This window comes from Longimicrobiales bacterium (genome assembly GCA_028823235.1).
Classification (GTDB): domain Bacteria; phylum Gemmatimonadota; class Gemmatimonadetes; order Longimicrobiales; family Gaopeijiaceae; genus UBA2589.
The window spans coordinates 39,854-57,452 of the sequence record JAPKBW010000013.1 but is presented as its reverse complement, the minus strand read 5'-3'; the positions used below and the strand labels follow the sequence as shown (position 1 = coordinate 57,452).

The following is a 17,599-nucleotide window of genomic DNA, read 5'->3' as shown; positions in this document are numbered from 1 at the left end:
CTGCTCAATGACGATGAAAACCCGGGATCTTCCCGTATTCCCGATTTCTCCTGGCCCGGTCCGCCCTGGCGTCTCGCCTGATGTCGCTCCGGTTCATGTCGAGATCGACGCGACAGGCGATGAGAATGGTCCGCGCATCGCGCTGATCACGCTCGGATGTGACAAAAACACCGTCGACTCTGAACGGATGATGGCGGCGCTCGTTGGATACGGCGCACGCGTTTCGTCCGACGTCGCCGACGCCGAAGTCGTCATCGTAAACACGTGTGGATTCATCCAGTCGGCCAAAGAGCAGTCGATTGAGACGATCCTCGAAGCATGTGAGCTGAAGGACGAGGGCGACCTGAAGGCAGTTGTCGCGGTTGGTTGTCTCGTACAGCGCCACGGTGACGAACTTGAGCAGGAGATCCCCGAGGTCGACCTGTTCCTTGGGCTCACCGAGTTGCCGACGCTCATCCCGGAACTTCGAAGCCGTGGACTTCTTCCAGATGAAGAGTCGTTCGTTCCCACGATGGAGCAGCCTCTCCGAATTCTTTCGACAGAGACACCGCACACCTCTTTTTTGAAGATCAGTGAAGGTTGTGACCACACGTGTGCCTTCTGTGCGATTCCCCTAATGAGAGGGCTGCACCGGTCGCAACCGGTCGGCGAGCTCGTTCGTGAGGCTGCCGGACTCGGTGCAGCGGGCGTGAGAGAGATCAACATCATTTCGCAGGATACGACCTGGTACGGCCGGGATTTGCGGAGGCACGATCGGTCGGCGCCGCTGCTACCGGACCTGCTCAGGGCGCTGATCGCAGGCACTGATGTCCCGTGGTATCGGCTCTTTTACATGTATCCCTCGGGGATGACGCGTGAGTTGGTCGATTTGATTGCGAGCGAGGAGCGGATCGTCCCGTATCTCGACATGCCGCTTCAGCACGGGAGCGATCGAATCCTCGAGCTTATGCGGCGACCCGAGCGGAAGAACACGATTCGTGAGCGTGTGGGCTGGCTTCGCGATGCAGTGCCGGATCTGACGCTTCGGACGACGGTGATCGTCGGCTTTCCTGGCGAGACCGATGACGATTTCCGCGAGATGCTCGATCTCCTCGATGAGATGCGGTTTGAGCGGGTGGGCGCGTTCCCCTACTCGGTCGAAGTGGGGACCCGTGCGGTGGATCTTCCGGACCGGGTACCGGAAGACATCATCGAAGAACGCCTCGAAGAGGTCATGGAGGTGCAGCGCGGCATCTCCCTTGAGCGGAATCTCGAGCTTGTCGGATCGACGATGACTGTCCTGGTCGACGAACGTATTGAGAACGATCCTGATTTCACAGCCGCTGGCCGAACCGTCGGACAGGCGATCGACGTAGACGGGATTACACATCTTCGGGCCCCGGATAATATCCGCCCGGGGGATCTCGTGACCGCTACGATTGTCGAAGCCCTGGACTATGATCTGATCGCTGAAGTGAACGACTCCGTCTGACCTTTCCGGGATTACCATGATCCGACCAAGACGATTCGCTGTCGCTGTCGCTGCGGGTCTGTTTACCCTCGGTGGTTCGGCCGGGGCTCAGGACGTCTCCGCCGTCGACTATGCGCATCTCTCGCTTCGCGGTGTCGGACTGGAGGTCGGTTACATCTGGCCGAATCGAGTCCAGCCGACCGAGACATATACACTTCGCTTCGATCTCGGGTATGCCGGACCAGGGCTCCGCATAGCCCCGTCGGTCACCTATATGTCTTCGCGGCTCGAGGGCAGCGAGATCATGAAGTTCGAGGATCGGGTCCGTGATTTGGTAGCCGCGCAGAACAATGGCGTGCAGCCGAACCTCGACCTCGGGACGATCGAATACACGGACATCGCTATCACGGTCGACGCTCATGTAGTCTGGGAATTGCCGCTCCACCTGCTCACCTTCGGCGGTCTTGGCGTTTCGGCTCACGTCATCGACGGCGATGGCGTGGTGATTGCCGGGACCTTTGTCGAGGATCTTCTGGACTCCGTTGATCCAGGATTCAATCTCCACCTTGGGACCGAGTTCCCACTCACCAAGCGGCTCCGCATCTACGGATCGGGCCGCTATGAAGTGATGCCGAACCTGCAGTACTTCCAAGTGAGAGGGGGCCTGCAGTTCATGATCGGACCCAACGCGCCGGGGGAGGGTCGTGACAACTGACCGAGCTTCCCTGCGACGGGGGATCATCGGACTTGGGGCCGATCAGTCAGGTCGTGCACCTGCCCATCTTTGCGGAACGTGAGGACGTGGACCTGGTTGCGGTCGCAGACTCGGATCATCACAATGCGGAGACGCTCTCTCGCCGGTTCTTGGTACCGCTCGTGATCGCCGCGGTCGTTCTTTGTACAACGAACAGCATCCATGAGGATATGGCGGTATCGGCGCTCGAACACGACAGGCACGTGCTGGTGGAACGGCCGCTGGCCGCTATGTCGGAAGGAGCTTCACGACTGGCTGAGGCGGTTGTGCAGACCGGCTTGGTGCTCTCCGCACGGATGCCAGGATGATCGGGACTCGCGACAGGCTCTTCTCGCGAGAGGACTGGTTCTACCTGCCGTTTATGGGTTCGGGAAGGTCTGGATTAATCTCGCCTCTCCAAGTTTTCAAGCAGCTGGGTGGGCGCCCCCCAGACGAGATGCCCCGACAGCCGCGACCGTCAAGCGGAGAGAATCCGCATACCAACGTTTACCGTCGACTACTGGACGACTTCGTGCGACAGGACCGTGGCGTAGCTGAAGTATCGGCTCCGGTGGAGCAGGTCGGTCTCGCTCAACTTGTCGAAGCCGCTTATCGGTCGACGGAAACCGGGCGAGAGGGGGACTTATAGGTCGCAGGTCTTTTAAGGCCGGGTGGTTCCCTCGCCGTGGGGAGCGACTGCTTCCGGCGCTTTCAGCCGTTCTGCTGGCACTGTCCTTTCCGCCGCTTCACCCGCTGATTCTTCCCTTTGTAGGGCTGATTCCGCTTGCGCTCTGGATCCACGGGCTGCCGAAAGGGGCGGAGGGCCGGCGTGCGGCGCAACGCGGAGGACTCGTATTCGGGACGATCTACTTCGGCTCCGTCTTCTATTGGCTACTGGTCGCGTTGATCTGGTTCACTGGTCTCGCGCTCCCGGCGTATCTGGCGGCGCTGGCGCTCATTGTCTCGATCGCTGCGGTCTTCATGGGACTTCTGCACCGCACCCTCACGGATGCGCGGATTCCCCTTTGGATCGCGCTGCCCGTCGTGTGGACCGCGCTGGAGTGGACGCGAGCTCATCTCCCGAGCACGCTTGCATTCCCTTGGCTCGGCCTCGGAACGTCGCTCACTGGCTTCCCGGAGCTGGTCGGCGTCGCCGAACTGGTCGGGGCTAGGGGAGTCACGTTCTGGATCGCGCTGGTCAACGGCATCCTGGCCACTGCGCTGCTTCGCGTTCGTGAAGGCTTGGACTGGCGGCGCCCGGCCTTCGCGACGGTCGTGGTGCTGGCAGTGCCCATGGCATGGGGCGTCTGGCGGGCGAACACGATCGAGATGCGCCCGGCTGGCAGGGTAGCGGTGGTCCAGCCCAACATCGCGGAGCACCTCAAACTCGAAGCTGAGGTGGGCCTCGACAGTACGTTTGCTGCGCTCGATCGACTTATGGTGGACATCGAGCCGGGCAGTGCATCCCTCGTCGTTCTGCCAGAGATGGCACTCCCGATTGCGCCGAAGGCACCGGCATGGGGCGGAGAGGTGAGAGATCTGCAGCATTACAGCCGAGAAGTCGGCGCGCCGATTCTGTTCGGCGCCTACGGCTTCGTCGAGCGCGACGACGGAGGCGCGACCCCGTACAACTCTGCGTTCATGGTTAACCCTCAGGGGTTGATGGACTTCCAGTACGACAAGCACCACCTGGTGCCGGTTGTCGAGAGGGTGCCGTTTGTCCCCATGAGTCTGTTTCGCGGATTCCCGTTCTTCGGCGAGTACGGAATCGGAGAGGGGTGGCCGCTGGCGATGGTCGATGAGACCGCGTACGGAGTACTCATCTGCTATGAGTCGGTTTTTCCTGAGGCTTCCCGAGCGTTTCGCCGCGCCGGCGCGGATGTGCTGATCAACATTACGAACGATGCGTGGTACGGCCGCGAGCCGCTGTACTCCCGAACGACGGCGCTCTGGCAGCATCCGGCCCACATGGTCATGCGGGCGATCGAGAATCGCACGGGTGTGGCCAGATCTGCGAACACCGGGATCTCACTCTTCATCGATCCGGTCGGCCGGGTCCACCGGGCAACTCGCCTGTTCGAGGAGGACGTGGCGATCGAGGAGATCGTGACGACTGACGTTCTGACGTTCTATACCCGATATGGAGACTTGCTCGGGCAGGCTTCTGCGGCCCTGACGTTGCTGGTGGCTTTGTGGGGAATCGCAGAGAGTCGACGCCACAGGCAGAGCTTGTCACTAGACCGCCCTTCCCAGGTCGTTTAAGTTTTCCGGGCTAAGCACCGACGCGCTCAACAGGCGCTCGGTTCCGGGCCTAGGTCGATTCGACCCGGTCCGTTTTCAACTCAGCCGTTTGGAGCAGGACATGAGGCAGGGCATCCATCCCGACTATATGACAGCGACGGTGTCTTGCGCCTGTGGCAACAAGTTCGAGACCATGGCTACGCAGGAAGAAGTGCACTTGGACATCTGCTCTGTGTGTCACCCTTTCTACACTGGCAAACAGCGTCTCGTCGATACCGCAGGTCGCGTCGACCGATTCAAGAAGAAGTACGGCGAGCCGGCGGCTCAGCCGTAAGCCGATGATGGGCCGCTACGGCGGTCTTTGGTTCGACTTCGAATCATGAAGGCCGCGACGCTCGACCCGAGGTTGGACGACCGTCTGGCGGACGCTGAGCGTCGCTTTACCGGCGTCCAGGAAGCGCTCGGCAGCCCTGGAGTCCTATCGAGCCCGGACATGCTTCGGGAGCTGGGACAGGAGCGGGCGTATCTCGAGCCCATCGTCACTGCGGGGCAGGCCCTGCGTGATGCTCTTGGCGAGCACGCGGATGCGGTCGAGCTGATCGAGGAGTCAGTGGACCCCGAGATGAAGGCGATGGCGGAAGAGGAGGCCGAGTCGCTGGCCGGGCAGATCGAGACTCTCAGCGTGCGACTGAAAGAGCTTCTGATTCCGCCTGACCCTCTAGGGGATCGTCCGGCTGTGATTGAGATCCGCGCAGGTACGGGCGGCGACGAAGCGGGACTTTTTGCGGCCGACCTCATGCGGATGTACCGGCTGTACGCCGAGCGCAACAAGTGGAAAATGGAACTCATGAACGTCTCCGAAGGCATTCCGGGGTCCATCAAGGAAGCGATCTTCACGCTCCGTGGCCGAGGCGTATACAGCCGACTTCGTTACGAGTCTGGTGTGCATCGGGTGCAGCGGGTCCCTACGACCGAGAGCTCCGGCCGAATTCACACCTCAGCGGCGACCGTGGCTGTACTTCCTGAGGCGGAAGAGGTCGACCTGGAGATCGACCCGAATGATCTCCGTATCGACGTCTATCGATCATCGGGTCCCGGTGGTCAGTCGGTCAACACCACCGACTCTGCGGTGCGGATTACGCATATCCCGTCTGGGCTCGTTGTTTCGATCCAGGACGAGAAATCGCAGCTCAAGAACAAGGCGAAGGCACTGAAGGTGCTTCGGAGCCGACTGCTGGATCACATGGTTGCGGAATCCGAGGCAAAGCGTGCACGGGAACGGAGAACCCAGGTCGGTACCGGAGACAGGTCGGCGAAAATTCGCACCTACAACTTTCCCCAGAGTCGCGTGACTGACCATCGAATTGGCCTGACGCTACATCGACTGAACGATGTGCTGGGCGGTGATCTCGATGAACTGACGAGCGCGCTGCGGCTGGCTGATCAGGAAGAACAGATGGAGGCCGACGAGGCGTGAGCGCCAATGGCGCGGACTCCTCGAAAGAAAGCTGGACTGTCCTGCGTATGATTCTGTGGAGTGCGGACTACCTCGCAGACAAGGGCGTATCCTCAAGCCGACTGGATGCGGAGCACCTGCTCGCGCACGTCGTCGGTGTTGGCAGACTGCAGCTCTATCTGGAATTCGAGCGACCACTGTCACGCTATGAACTCGACGGATTCCGGCCGCTTCTCAAGCGGCGCGCTGCTCGAGAACCGCTCCAGTACATCATTGGGAGACAGCCATTCCGGGAGCTCGACCTTGAAGTCTGTCCGGGCGTCCTGATCCCGCGACCCGAGACGGAAGTGCTCGTGGATGTCATCCATGAGTGGACTGAGGTGGCGGCCCCGGTCAACCCGGTAGCCCTCGATATCGGCACGGGTTCTGGGGCAATAGCGCTATCCCTCGCCCATGAGGGGTATATTACACACGTCACGGCAACTGACATTATGGAGGTGGCGCTCGAGGTCGCGCGACGCAACCGTGATGCCGCCGAGCTGGTCGACAAGGTCGATTTGCGGTGGGGCTCGCTCTTCGAGCCCCTGTTGGAAGGGGAACGCTTCGATGTAATCGTTTCCAATCCACCCTATGTGGCAGAGGCAGATGAAGTGATGCTGGAACCCGAGGTTCGTCACTGGGAGCCGCGTGAGGCTCTCTTTGCCGGACCTGACGGACTTGATGTAATTCGCCGGATGGTTGGAGAAGCACGAGATCACCTGAAGGCTGGCGGATTGCTGGCCCTAGAGGTCGGCTCTGGGCACGCGCCGTATGTGGCGAGCCTGCTTGAGGGAGTCGGTCACTACGAAGAGATTCGAGTCCTGAGGGACTACGCGGGGAGAGAACGCTTCGTGCTCGCGCACGGGGTCTGACACTGCATTTGAACAGCGGTTCGACCGCTGCTGAAAGAGGAGATTGGGATGGCTGGAATTCAGGAGATGGCACAGGAGCTCGGTGGGGCGCTCGCTCGCACTGATGAGTACCAGGCGCTGAAGAGGGCGACGGACGCGGCCGATGAAGATCGAGATCTGGTCACGCTCCGGAACCGTATCCAGGAGCTGGAGGCGCAACTCGAGGCCCAGATGCGTGGAGGGCAGGAGCCCGATGAGGAGCTCCGGAGCCAGTATACGGCGACGGCGGAAGAGCTACAGGCGCTGCCGTCGTTTCAGAGAGTCATCTCGGCTCAGACGAATTTCGAGAAGGTCATGTACAAGGTGAATGAGACCGTGGCCAAGGGCATCGAAGAAGGCGCCGCCAGCCGCATCATCATCTCTTCATAGATCGACCACTTTGGTGATTGATCAGAACCACATAAAAATTGAGAGAAGACGTGGGAAGACCAAGAGAGATTACGCCGGCTGAGGGTAAGCTCGGTGTTCTGCTCCCGGGCTTAGGCGCGGTCGCGACGACGTTCGTCGCCGGCGTGGAAGGTACCCGGCAGGGGATCGCGAGGCCGATCGGCAGTCTGACTCAGATGAGCACGATCCGGCTTGGAAAGCGGACAGACGAGAATGCCCCCCTCATCAAGGATTTTGTCCCGCTGGCGGGGCTCGAAGACCTGGTGTTTGGCTCGTGGGATCCGATTCCGGACAATGGATATGAAAGCGCCCTAAACGCCGGAGTTCTCCACAAGGAGAACCACCTGGATCCGATCAAGGATTTCATGTCTTCGATCAAGCCGATGAAGGCCGCGTTCAGCTCGGCCTACGTAAAGAAATTGGAAGGCCCGAATACCAAAACTGGGACCAAGTTCGAGCAGGCCGAGGAGATCCGTGGCGACATCCGTCGCTTCATGAAGCAGAACGGTTGCGCTCGGGCCGTAATGATCTGGTGTGCTTCCACGGAGATCTTCCTTCGCGCAGGGGCCGCGCACGAAACGATTGAGTCGTTCGAGGCTGCGATGAAGGCTGATGATCCGACGGTAGCGCCGAGCATGCTGTACGCGTATGCGGCCATCATGGAAGGCATCCCTTATGCGAACGGTGCTCCGAACCTGTCCGCTGACTTCCCGGCGCTGGAGGACTTGGCCAAGGAGAGGGGTGTTCCGATCGGAGGAAAGGACTTCAAGACGGGTCAGACCCTCATGAAGACCATACTTGCGCCGGGCTTCAAGACGCGGATGCTCGGGCTGTCGGGCTGGTTCAGTACGAATATCCTGGGTAACCGGGACGGCGAGGTTCTGGACGATCCGGAGTCATTCAAGACGAAAGAGGAGTCGAAGCTCGGAGCACTTGAGCACATCCTTCAGCCGGAGCTCTACCCGGAGCTCTACGGCGACATGTACCACAAGGTGCGGATCAACTACTACCCGCCACGTGGTGACAATAAAGAGGGTTGGGACAACATCGACATCTTCGGATGGATGGGGTACCACATGCAAATCAAAGTGGACTTCCTCTGCCGTGACTCGATCCTGGCAGCCCCGCTCGTTCTGGACCTCGCCCTCTTTCTCGACCTCGCGGGTCGGTCAGGAATGGATGGCATTCAGGAGTGGCTGTCCTTCTACTTCAAGGCTCCGCAGACCGTCCCCGGTCTGTACCCCGAGCACGACATCTTCATTCAGCACTGGAAGCTCAAGAACACGCTTCGCTGGATGATGGGTGAAGAGATGGTTACGCATCTTGGTGTCGAGTACTACGACTAAAACTTGGGAGTAGCGCAGTATGACCGGGACGGCACGATTCATCGTTCTCGAAGGTGGGGATGGGGTTGGTAAGACGACTCAGATTGCGCTGTTGTCTGCCTGGTTCGATGCCATTGGGCTTCCTCATGTTTCGACACGGGAGCCCGGGGGCACGCCTGTGGGCGAGGCGATCCGGGAGCTTGTTCTTAGGCGGCGAGACCTGGATATGCCCCCCGAGTCCGAACTGCTGTTGATCCTCGCAGCCCGGGCCGCCTTTATCCGAGATGTCGTGCGGCCTGCACTTGATGCCGGTACGACGGTCCTCGCGGACCGATTCTCTCTTTCGACGCTGGCATACCAGGGATACGGGCGTGGGCTCGACCTCGACCAGGTTCGTAGCGGGATTGAGATTTCGACCGGAGGCCTCGCCCCCGATCTCTGCCTCGTACTGGATTTGCCGGCGTCCGAGGGTGAGCAGCGCCAGGCGAGGGACGGGGCTGAGCCGGATCGGATCGAACTGGCGGGCTCAGGATTCAGACAGGCCGTACGCGACGGGTATCTCTCTCTTGCGGCGTCTGAGCCCGGCGTCGAGGTCGTGAACGCTCGCGGATTGACTGAGGATGTTCACACACGGATCCGCGATCGACTCATCGCGCGTTTTCCGACAATCTTTCCCCCGTTCGGGTGACCGAAGATGTTCGGGTGGAGTATGCTAGGGTCTGGCGATCGTCTCTCCGACGATTCCTACAGACGAGGATGACAAGGGGATCATGAAACGAAGTGTTGTCGCGCCATTCCTGGTCGTGTTCTTTTCGGTTATCACCGGTGGGTGGCTGCTGCAAGAGGGCGTGGATCGGGCCGAAAACGTCTATGTGCGCGCCCGTGTGTTGCAGGAGGTCGTGGACCGTGTCGAATCTAGCTTCGTCGACGACGTTGATATGGAAGGGCTCTACAACTCCGCGATCGACGGCCTGCTCCGTGACCTTGGTGACCCTCATTCGTCCTTTCTTCCTGCGTCCGACTACGAAAACCTCCGAATCCGTACGGAAGGTGAGTACGGCGGCGTCGGGCTCGAGGTCATCGACCGTGGCGGCTATGTCACCGTCGTGAGCCCGATTCCTGGTGGCCCCGGTGGGCGAATGGGCATCCGGACTGGCGATCAGTTCTTCGAAATCGAAGGAGTCCGAGCAGATACGATGGTGACGGATGAGGCTGTGGAGCTTCTCCGAGGCCGGCCGGGGGATACGGTCACGATTCAGATGCTCCGACCGGGTGTTGAGGAACCGATCGAATTCACGATTGCCCGTGAGGTCATTCGCCTGAAAGCGGTCCCTTTCGCCCAGATGCTCGAGGATGGTGTCGGGTATGTGCCGCTTTTGACGTTCCGTGAGACCTCGGCCACCGAAGTACGGGCTGCCGTCGATTCACTCCTGCAGGAGGGAATGACTGGCCTGGTCCTCGATCTCCGTGGTAACCCCGGAGGATTGCTTGACCAGGGAATCGCCGTGACGGATCTCTTTCTGGCGCCGGGCCAGTCCGTCGTCGAGACGCGTGGACGGGCCGACGACCAGAACCAAACGTTCTCGTCTTCAACCCCCGATCGTTTTCCGGGGCTACCTGTCGTGACATTGGTCGACGGGTCGTCGGCGTCGGCGTCGGAGATCGTGGCGGGTGCGCTGCAGGACTACGATCGAGCGATCCTGATCGGTGAGGCGAGCTTTGGAAAGGGATCTGTCCAAAGCCTTTTCCGGCTGACGGGCGGCGACGTTCTCCGTCTGACCACGGCGAAATGGTTCACGCCGATTGGGCGTTCCATTCATCTTGAGTCCGGAGATCGAGGGGAGACTGAACCTTCCCACGTACTTTCGATCGCGGGACAACTCGTACAGCCGTCGAGTATTGAGGGGCGCCCGACGTTTGAATCCGAGTCCGGTCGCACCCTCTACGGTGGAGGCGGGATTACCCCAGATCTTTTTGTGGCTCCGGAGACGCTCGTACCGCGTGAAGTAGATGCGGTGCGTGGACTCTTCGCACGGGCAGGCGCTTTCTCGTTGACGCTTTTCAATTACGCTGTCGGTTATGTGGCCGAGCACCCGGAGTTGGAGATCGGCTTCACCGTCGGTACGGCTGAAATCGAGACGTTCTACACCATGCTTCCCGAGTACGGGGCGACGATTGATCGAGCTGATTTCGACAATGCGGAGCGCTTCGTCCGATATCACCTCGAGCGTGAAATCGCATTGCAGGCGTGGGGTGATCCAGGAGCATTCAGTCAGCTTCTTGCCCATGATCTGCAGCTTCTTCGGGCGGTCGAGATTCTGGGAAGTGCGCCGACACCTGGCCAGTTGATCACGGACGTGACCGGCCTGCAGACAGAGGCTGAACCCCAGGGCTGAGCTGGCAACTTGGGGTATCGATTGTCGGCGTGTCCCAGTCGGGTATTTCCGTGCCTCGCACTCTGTGATTGATTTCCCGCATGTTCAGTCATTCTGAGGTGCACCGAATCGCGCCCCCAAGCACGGTGCTGCCCTGCGAGGACGCGTCGTGAGCGGTGTCGTCTCCGTCGTTCGCGGTGACGTTGTGGAGTCGAGGCATGCCGTGTCTGTTGCGGTGTGGCACGAAACCGAAGGGCAGGTCGGGAGTGTGGGCGACGAGACGACGATGACCTTCTATCGATCGGCGGCAAAGCCGATGCAAGCCCTTCCGCTGGTGGAGGAGGGTGTAGTTGGGCGATTCGGACTGACCCCGGAAGAACTCGCGCTATGCTGTGCCTCACATGAAGGGGAACTGGCCCACGTTACAGGGGCGCGATCCATCCTTGCCAAAGCGGGTGCGGATGAATCACTGCTCCAGTGCGGCGCGCACGCTCCATTTTCGCCCTTCGCTGCGCAAATACTGGCGGCGGGTGGACATGCGCCTGATCGGATCCACAACAATTGCTCAGGGAAGCACGCCGGCATGATCGCCTTTGCTCTGGCCATGGGATGGGACCCCGAGCACTACCAGGAGGCGTGGCACCCGGTCCAGCAACGCATGCTCACGGAAGTGGAGCGGTGGACTGGTGTCGCTCGGGACGGCATCCGGAAGGGCATCGATGGATGTGGCATTCCGTGCTTTGCTGTGCCACTGGACGTCATGGCGGCCTCGTTCGCACGCTATGCTGCAGCCGCGTCGAGAGGGGAGCCAGCGGCCGTTGTCGTCGACGCTATGACGACGAATTCGTTCATGGTCGGTGGCACGGGCCGCACATGCACAGAGGTCATGGAAGTCGCGGGCGACCGGGTCTTTGTGAAGCTTGGCGCCGAGGGTGTGTACGGCGGAGGCGTGCCTTCACAGGGCCTCGGCTTCGCCATCAAGGTCCCGGACGGAGGACGACGAGCTGTTGAGGTGGCACTCATTCGGACGCTGGAGTGCCTCGGGGTGCTTGACGCGACAGAGGTGGAGCGGCTCCGGGTGCACGCGAATCCGGACGTGATGAACACGCGCGGTGAGATCGTCGGTGAGATTCGAGCTGAGTTTGATCTGCCAGCCATTGCGACGGCGGGGGCCTGACGATGTTCGTTGATCGCTCAGTAGTGGAGGTCATCGCCGGGACTGGCGGCTCTGGCTCGGCGGCTTTTCGCCGAGAGACCGGAGTGCCGAGGGGCGGTCCGGCGGGCGGAGACGGCGGGAAGGGTGGCGATGTACATCTCCAAGCCGACAGCCAGCTCGCGACCCTGCTCGACTTCGGCTACGGACGCCACTACAAAGCTGAACGGGGCATGCACGGGGCTGGAAAAGACATGACAGGCCGGTCCGGCGAAGACCTGGTTCTCCGGGTCCCACCTGGCACCGTAGCGTACGACGCCCAAACCGAGGAGTTGATCGGCGAACTCCTCACGGATGGCGAGTCGATTGTTATTGCGAAGGGTGGCCGTGGAGGGCGGGGGAACACTCGCTTTAAGACCGCGACAACCCAGGCTCCTAGGCACTGCGAACCGGGTGAAGAGGGGGAAGAGCGGACGATCCGGCTGGAGTTGAAGCTGATCGCGGACGTCGGCCTCGTCGGGGAGCCCAATGCAGGAAAGTCGACGATGCTGGCCGCGGTGACCGCTGCGACACCCAAGGTCGCCGCCTACCCGTTCACGACGCTCCAACCCAACCTCGGGGTCGTTCAGCTTTCGGGCTTCCGTTCGTTTGTCATCGCGGATATTCCGGGAATCATTGAGGGTGCGCATGAAGGGAAGGGCCTCGGGCACCAGTTCCTTCGGCACATCGAACGAACCAGAGTGCTCCTCCTCATGATTCCCGTCGACGCGGAGGACCCTCAGGCGGAATACGAGCGTATTCGTGCCGAACTCGAAGCGTATTCAGTAGATCTTGCTACGACCCCGTTCGTCGTGGGACTTAGCAAGACCGACATGCTCGGCCCGGACGATCCGGGTCCGACCGTATTAGCGGACAACGCACTGGGCGTTTTCTCTTTTTCGGCGATCGCTCGGAAAGGGCTGCCCGAGCTTCTCGAAAAGCTCTGGGAGGCGCGTGACGCGGTGACGGCCGAGGAACGAGGATCTTCGCCGGACGAGTGGTGGACGCCCTGATGCGAGACGGCCAGGGTTTCCCGAAGTGACGTCTGACGGCATTCCGGAGGATGCCGTCGATCTCTTGGTTCTCGATCAGCTGCCGGGAATGCGCTTCAGGCGAGCCGCATGACAGGGCGGGAGAACACCGCTCACGAGTCTGTCGCTCCTCAGGACGCTATCGAAACCGGCTCGGTATACGTGCACGCGCCATTTTGCGCCCGCAGATGCGTGTACTGTGATTTTGCGGTGACGGTGCGTCGTACCGGTGACCTGCCGGCCTGGATCGAAGCTCTTGGTCAGGAACTCACTCTTGTTCGCAAAGAAGGTTTGTTCGTTCTCTCGGAACGCCTCGACACCTTGTATGTCGGCGGAGGAACTCCATCGCTTCTTGGCCCGGGAGCGATGGAGGGGCTTGCTTCACTTTTCGGACGCGACCGTCTCGCCGACCCGGAGTTCGAGTGGACGGCGGAGGCGAACCCGGAGAGCCTGACCCGGGACGTCGCGTCGGCCTGGGCGAGCGCTGGAGTGAATCGCATCAGCCTTGGGCTTCAGACCTTCGACCCAGCCGGACTTAAGTGGATGGGACGCCTTCACGGTGCCGAAGGGCCGATCGCGGCGCTGGCGGCCGCTCGAGACGCCGGGATCCAGAACGTGAGTGTCGACCTGATTTTCGGACTGCCAGCCCGACTCGGACGTTCATGGGACGATGACCTCGAGCGAGTGCTGGATCTCGATGTGTCTCATGTCAGCCTGTACGGACTTACCGTCGAGTCCGGGACCGCGCTCGGCCGGGCTGTCCGCGAAAACCGAGAGGCTCCAGTCGATGAGGACCAGTATCAGGAGGAGTATATCAGGGCCGTCGAGGTTCTCACTGCTGCGGGTTACCGGCACTATGAAGTCTCGAATTTTGCCCGCCCGGGATCCGAGGCTCGCCACAACGCTGCCTATTGGTCGGACGTCCCCTACCTGGGTCTAGGCAACGGGGCCCATAGCTTCGCCTCCCCGATCCGGAGGTGGAATGTGAGGGATTGGGAAGCGTACCGACTCGAGGTCGCCGCGGGTCGATCGCCAGAGGCAGAGCGAGAGGCCATTGACGATGAGGCTCGACGCCTCGAGTCGGCCTGGCTCGGCCTCAGAACCGATGACGGGATCCCACGCCCGGCGCTAGGGTCCGACCAAGACAGCGTGACCTCCGGTTGGGTTCGCCGCGGGCTGGCGACTCGGGACGAGACCCGTGTTCGTCTCACCACAGAAGGGTGGCTTCTGCTCGATCAGCTTGCTGTTGAGCTCGACGAATCTGGCACGGCGGGTTGACCCGCACGTAACAGAGTTTCGATCTTCGACTATGGCTACCAACGATCGACGTGACATAGTCGGAACAGATTTGTCCGACCGAGAACGACAGGTTCTTGAGGCCGTCGTGCGCACCTATGTCGATACTGCGGAGCCTGCGGGAAGCCGGACTGTGTCGAAGGTTTTCGATCTAGGCGTCTCCGCGGCAACCATTCGGAACACGATGAGCGACCTCGAGGAGAAGGGTTACCTCTTCCACCCGCACACCTCTGCTGGTCGGATTCCGACCGATTTGGCATATCGGTTTTTTGTCGATCGCCTCATGGAGCCGTCGGAGCCGACGCCTCAGGATCGACAGAACCTGGAGCGGGAGCTCCAGGGCGCGAGTACTTCAGCGGTCGAGCGACTCGTATTTCACGCAACGCGGGCACTCAGTCTCATTTCTAACGAGCTCGGTGTGGCGGTTGCGCCAACGCTGGAAGAGGCCGTGTTGGACAAGCTCGAGCTGGTCAGGGTCTCGAGTAGCAAGGTGCTGTTGGTCGCGACGATCCGGGGCGGGGTGGTTCGAACGGTATACGTCGATCTTCCTGTCGAAATCCCTAGTGCGACTCTCGTGACGATCACCGTCGCTCTGAACGAGCGGCTGGCTGGTCAGACGCTGACCGAGATACGCCGCACGCTCCCGGAACGGCTTCGAGATTCGATCGATGATGAGCGCGGAGCGGAGTTATTGAATGTCTTCGTTCAGTCGAGCGCGGAGCTTTTCGATCTGAATTCACTCGCGTCGTCGAGACTTCACTTGGGCCCCGCGAGTGTGCTGGCAGCCCAGCCGGAGTTCGAGAGCGGGCAGCAGTTGAAGAACCTCATCAGCCTCACGGAAGAGCGGGATCTTCTGGCTGAGGCGGTGGGTACGCGCACCCACGGAGGAAGCCTCCGTATTACCATTGGCGGCGAGAACGATTCGAGTATTCTTTCGGACTTCACACTCGTGACCGCGGAGTACCGCGTGGGCGACCTGAAGGGCGTCATCGGGGTGATTGGCCCGACCCGCATGCCGTACGAAAAAATTGTAACGATCGTGGACTACACTTCATCTCTCGTTACGCGAATTCTCGCGACTTGACTCCTGCGCCTCGCAGGCGACGAGGGAGACCAACAGGAATTAGATGTCGGACTACTATACAGAGCTCGGGGTCCCGAAAGACGCGGACGCCGATCAGATCAAGAAGGCCTATCGGAAGCTGGCCATGCAGTACCATCCTGATAAAAATCAGGGGTCGGCAGAGGCCGAGGCGCGCTTTAAGGAAGTCACTGAAGCGTATGAGGTTCTCAGGGACTCCGAGAAGCGGACGATCTACGATCGCCACGGGAAGCAGGGGGTGCGGGGCGCTGGCGGAGGTGGCCACTCGGGCGCAGGGTTCGGCTTCGACGAAGCGATCGACGTTTTCATGCGCGACTTCGGAGGCTTCTCCAACTTCGGCATGGGTGGTGGCCGAAGCCAGCAGGGGGCGAGCCGGAAGGGAAAAACCGTTCGTATTCGCCTGTCGCTCACACTTTCCGAAGTCGCGGCCGGGGTCACGAAGAACGTCCGGGTCGCCTTGCTCGATGAGTGCGACACCTGCACCGGTTCAGGTGCCGCTGCGGGCAGCGCACCCACAGCGTGCCAGACGTGTGGTGGCTCCGGCGAGGAACGCTTGGTGCAGCGATCCATTCTAGGGCAGTTCGTCAGCGTCCAGCCCTGCCGCACGTGCCAGGGAGAGGGCCGTGTCATTGATAGGCCCTGTTCTAAGTGCTCGGGAGAGGGCCGGCGGCGACAGGAACGCGATCTTGAAGTCGAAGTTCCGGCGGGTGTGACGTCCGAGAACTATCTCACGCTACAGGGGCGGGGGAGTGTTGGCCCACGCGGCGGGCATCGTGGTGATCTGATCGTTTTACTCGAAGTGCAGGATGACCCGCGTTTCGTACGCGACGGATCGGATCTGGTTCACGAGCTGCCCGTCACGTTTACTCAGGCGGCACTCGGGACTGAAGTGGAAGTGCCGACGATTGACGGCCCGGCTAATCTCACGATCCCCGATGGAATCCAGAGTGGTGAAATCCTGCGCCTGAAAGGCCTGGGTGTCCCCGAGGTCAACGGTTCGGTCCGCGGCGATCAGTTGGTGCGGGTCGTGGTGTGGACGCCCTCGGACCTGACTGGCGAGCAGGAAGAGCTCCTGCGAAGTCTGGCCGAGATCGAGCGTGCGGCGCCAGACAAGGTGCGCAGAGGCTCCCACAAAGGGTTCTGGTCGCGTGTGAAGGAGGCGTTCACCGGCGGATGAGCCAGTCTCGCCGATGGCTGGAAGTGCGAGTTCGCTCTCCCGCGTCTGCCGATCGGAGTGCGTTACTGGCTGACGCGATAGTCGGGTCGGGCGCCCGTGGCGTCGAGGAGCGCGCAGGCTGGTTCATCGCGTGGTTTGAAGAGCCAGACGACTCGGTGGCCTTCGTCGCTGAGTTGCATGAGACACTGACCAGGGAGACGTACCTCGACCGGATTCACCTTGAGCACGACTGGCAGGAGCATGAGGAGTGGGCGGAGACGTGGAAACGCGGTCTGGTGTCCCGTCGGGTCACCGATCGGATCGTCATCCACCCTTCGTGGATCGACCCGCCAGACGTCTCGGAGGCAGACATCGTCATCGAGCTTGATCCGGGCATGGCCTTCGGTACCGCTGAACACGGAACGACGCGGGGCTGCCTGCGTCTGTTGGACGGGTTAGTCCAGCCTGGTGATCGGCTGTTGGATATCGGCGCGGGTTCCGGTATCCTCGCGATCGCAGCGGCTCGATTGGGGGCCGCTTCCGTGGTCGCGATCGAGGCGGATTCGCTCGCCTGCGAGGCAATGCGGGAGAACGTGGAGCGAAACGGAGTCGACGAGCAGATCGAAATCGTTGAGGGTTTTGCGACGACGGAGAACATCGCGGACCGGGGGGCGGTATCCGGTATCGTGGCCAATATCGAGGCGGGGTTGCTCGCACCGTTGTTCGATGGATGCGCCTCCGCGTTGCCCGCGGGAAGCTGGATGATCGTCTCCGGCATTCTCGACCATGAGTGGGCCGATGTCGAAGAGTCGATCGTCGCGCGCGGTTTTTCCGTTCAGGCGGTCGACGCAGACGGCGAGTGGCGCTCGGGGCGGTTCGACCGCTAGCCCGCTTGCTCCTTGCGG

At 61.2% G+C, this 17,599-nt stretch carries 17 protein-coding genes; all 17 read left to right on the top strand.

All coding sequences use genetic code 11. The features are described 5' to 3' along the window. Positions 1-7 precede the first annotated feature (7 nt). Entirely contained in the window at positions 8-1,471 is a 1,464-nt protein-coding gene (gene rimO, locus OSA81_09175; protein MDE0899175.1) for a 30S ribosomal protein S12 methylthiotransferase RimO, read from the top strand. A gap of 16 nt (positions 1,472-1,487) precedes the next feature. Then, positions 1,488-2,165 (top strand): hypothetical protein, encoded by a 678-nt coding sequence (locus tag OSA81_09170; GenBank protein MDE0899174.1) that lies wholly within the window; start codon positions 1,488-1,490, stop codon positions 2,163-2,165. A 32-nt stretch (positions 2,166-2,197) separates the two neighbouring features. Next, a complete protein-coding gene (locus OSA81_09165) occupies positions 2,198-2,512 on the top strand; it encodes a Gfo/Idh/MocA family oxidoreductase (protein ID MDE0899173.1) in 315 nt (104 codons plus the stop codon). Between the two features lie 394 nt (positions 2,513-2,906). Continuing rightward, positions 2,907-4,445 (top strand): apolipoprotein N-acyltransferase, encoded by a 1,539-nt coding sequence (gene lnt / locus OSA81_09160; protein ID MDE0899172.1) that lies wholly within the window; start codon positions 2,907-2,909, stop codon positions 4,443-4,445. A 100-nt stretch (positions 4,446-4,545) separates the two neighbouring features. After that, positions 4,546-4,758, top strand: a complete 213-nt coding sequence (gene rpmE, locus OSA81_09155; protein ID MDE0899171.1) for a 50S ribosomal protein L31 — start codon at positions 4,546-4,548, stop codon at positions 4,756-4,758. Positions 4,759-4,803: 45 nt separating this feature from the next. Further along, positions 4,804-5,901: a peptide chain release factor 1 gene (gene prfA, locus OSA81_09150; GenBank protein MDE0899170.1), complete on the top strand. Its 1,098-nt coding sequence runs from the start codon at positions 4,804-4,806 to the stop codon at positions 5,899-5,901. After that, a complete protein-coding gene (gene prmC, locus OSA81_09145; protein ID MDE0899169.1) occupies positions 5,898-6,791 on the top strand; it encodes a peptide chain release factor N(5)-glutamine methyltransferase in 894 nt (297 codons plus the stop codon). Before prfA ends, prmC begins: the two co-directional genes overlap by 4 nt. Positions 6,792-6,839: 48 nt before the next feature. Continuing rightward, positions 6,840-7,199 (top strand): YlbF family regulator, encoded by a 360-nt coding sequence (locus OSA81_09140; protein ID MDE0899168.1) that lies wholly within the window; start codon positions 6,840-6,842, stop codon positions 7,197-7,199. Between the two features lie 50 nt (positions 7,200-7,249). After that, a complete protein-coding gene (locus OSA81_09135) occupies positions 7,250-8,563 on the top strand; it encodes an inositol-3-phosphate synthase (protein ID MDE0899167.1) in 1,314 nt (437 codons plus the stop codon). A gap of 19 nt (positions 8,564-8,582) precedes the next feature. Further along, positions 8,583-9,230, top strand: a complete 648-nt coding sequence (gene tmk / locus OSA81_09130) for a dTMP kinase (GenBank protein MDE0899166.1) — start codon at positions 8,583-8,585, stop codon at positions 9,228-9,230. An 82-nt stretch (positions 9,231-9,312) separates the two neighbouring features. After that, on the top strand, positions 9,313-10,938 hold the full coding sequence (locus tag OSA81_09125; GenBank protein ID MDE0899165.1) for a S41 family peptidase: 1,626 nt from the start codon (positions 9,313-9,315) through the stop codon (positions 10,936-10,938). A 148-nt stretch (positions 10,939-11,086) separates the two neighbouring features. Further along, positions 11,087-12,094: an asparaginase gene (locus OSA81_09120; GenBank protein MDE0899164.1), complete on the top strand. Its 1,008-nt coding sequence runs from the start codon at positions 11,087-11,089 to the stop codon at positions 12,092-12,094. A 2-nt stretch (positions 12,095-12,096) separates the two neighbouring features. Beyond that, a complete protein-coding gene (gene obgE / locus OSA81_09115; protein ID MDE0899163.1) occupies positions 12,097-13,122 on the top strand; it encodes a GTPase ObgE in 1,026 nt (341 codons plus the stop codon). A 108-nt stretch (positions 13,123-13,230) separates the two neighbouring features. Next, positions 13,231-14,418 (top strand): radical SAM family heme chaperone HemW, encoded by a 1,188-nt coding sequence (hemW, locus tag OSA81_09110; GenBank protein ID MDE0899162.1) that lies wholly within the window; start codon positions 13,231-13,233, stop codon positions 14,416-14,418. A 31-nt stretch (positions 14,419-14,449) separates the two neighbouring features. Next, entirely contained in the window at positions 14,450-15,520 is a 1,071-nt protein-coding gene (gene hrcA / locus OSA81_09105; protein MDE0899161.1) for a heat-inducible transcriptional repressor HrcA, read from the top strand. 43 nt (positions 15,521-15,563) lie between these two features. Then, the gene (gene dnaJ / locus OSA81_09100) at positions 15,564-16,715 is read left to right on the top strand and encodes a molecular chaperone DnaJ (GenBank protein ID MDE0899160.1); all 1,152 of its coding nucleotides are present in this window, start codon (positions 15,564-15,566) and stop codon (positions 16,713-16,715) included. Continuing rightward, a complete protein-coding gene (prmA, locus tag OSA81_09095; protein ID MDE0899159.1) occupies positions 16,712-17,581 on the top strand; it encodes a 50S ribosomal protein L11 methyltransferase in 870 nt (289 codons plus the stop codon). Before dnaJ ends, prmA begins: the two co-directional genes overlap by 4 nt. Positions 17,582-17,599 lie beyond the last annotated feature (18 nt).

What these genes read in the sequence shown, in the direction of transcription:
- rimO (MDE0899175.1), top strand. Translation starts at nt 8, where the DNA reads ATGACGATGAAAACCCGGGATCTTCCCGTATTCCCGATTTCTCCTGGC.
- OSA81_09170 (MDE0899174.1), top strand. Translation starts at nt 1,488, where the DNA reads ATGATCCGACCAAGACGATTCGCTGTCGCTGTCGCTGCGGGTCTGTTT.
- rpmE (MDE0899171.1), top strand. Translation starts at nt 4,546, where the DNA reads ATGAGGCAGGGCATCCATCCCGACTATATGACAGCGACGGTGTCTTGC.
- prfA (MDE0899170.1), top strand. Translation starts at nt 4,804, where the DNA reads ATGAAGGCCGCGACGCTCGACCCGAGGTTGGACGACCGTCTGGCGGAC.
- OSA81_09140 (MDE0899168.1), top strand. Translation starts at nt 6,840, where the DNA reads ATGGCTGGAATTCAGGAGATGGCACAGGAGCTCGGTGGGGCGCTCGCT.
- tmk (MDE0899166.1), top strand. Translation starts at nt 8,583, where the DNA reads ATGACCGGGACGGCACGATTCATCGTTCTCGAAGGTGGGGATGGGGTT.
- OSA81_09125 (MDE0899165.1), top strand. Translation starts at nt 9,313, where the DNA reads ATGAAACGAAGTGTTGTCGCGCCATTCCTGGTCGTGTTCTTTTCGGTT.
- obgE (MDE0899163.1), top strand. Translation starts at nt 12,097, where the DNA reads ATGTTCGTTGATCGCTCAGTAGTGGAGGTCATCGCCGGGACTGGCGGC.
- hemW (MDE0899162.1), top strand. Translation starts at nt 13,231, where the DNA reads ATGACAGGGCGGGAGAACACCGCTCACGAGTCTGTCGCTCCTCAGGAC.
- hrcA (MDE0899161.1), top strand. Translation starts at nt 14,450, where the DNA reads ATGGCTACCAACGATCGACGTGACATAGTCGGAACAGATTTGTCCGAC.
- dnaJ (MDE0899160.1), top strand. Translation starts at nt 15,564, where the DNA reads ATGTCGGACTACTATACAGAGCTCGGGGTCCCGAAAGACGCGGACGCC.
- prmA (MDE0899159.1), top strand. Translation starts at nt 16,712, where the DNA reads ATGAGCCAGTCTCGCCGATGGCTGGAAGTGCGAGTTCGCTCTCCCGCG.